At 69.1% G+C, this 554-nt stretch carries 1 protein-coding gene; it reads right to left on the bottom strand.

What is annotated here, in order from left to right:
* Nucleotides 1-554 (bottom strand): ketoacyl-synthetase C-terminal extension domain-containing protein (locus Msi02_RS42860; protein ID WP_204053420.1); only part of this gene is annotated, 554 nt, incomplete at both ends.

Here is a 554-nt window from a genome sequence, read left to right as displayed (position 1 = left end):
GGTGCTTGTTCGATGATGACGTGGGCGTTGGTGCCGCTGACGCCGAAGGCGGAGACGGCGGCGCGGCGGGGGTGGCCGGTTTCGGGCCAGGGGCGTTGTTCGGTGAGGAGGTGGATGGCGCCGGTGGTCCAGTCGACGTGGGGGGTGGGCTGGTCGATGTGGAGGGTTTGCGGCAGCAGTTTGTTGCGGATGGCTTGGACGGTTTTGATGATGCCGGCGACGCCGGCGGCGGCTTGGGTGTGGCCGATGTTGGATTTGAGGGAGCCGAGCCATAGGGGGTGGTCGGCGGGGCGGTTCTGTCCGTAGGTGGCCAGGAGGGCTTGGGCTTCGATGGGGTCGCCGAGGGTGGTGCCGGTGCCGTGGGCTTCGACGGCGTCGACGTCCAGGGGGCTGAGTCCGGCGTTGTCGAGGGCGTGGGTGATGACGCGTTGTTGTGAGGGGCCGTTGGGGGCGGTCAGGCCGTTGGAGGCGCCGTCTTGGTTGACGGCGGTGCCGCGGATGACGGCGAGCACGCGGTGCCGGTTTTTCCGCGCGTCTGACAGGCGTTCGACCAG

The organism is Microbispora siamensis, from assembly GCF_016863095.1.
GTDB classification, from domain to species: domain Bacteria; phylum Actinomycetota; class Actinomycetes; order Streptosporangiales; family Streptosporangiaceae; genus Microbispora; species Microbispora siamensis.
Note: the sequence above shows the minus strand (reverse complement) of the source record. Positions and strands in the feature narration are given on the sequence as shown.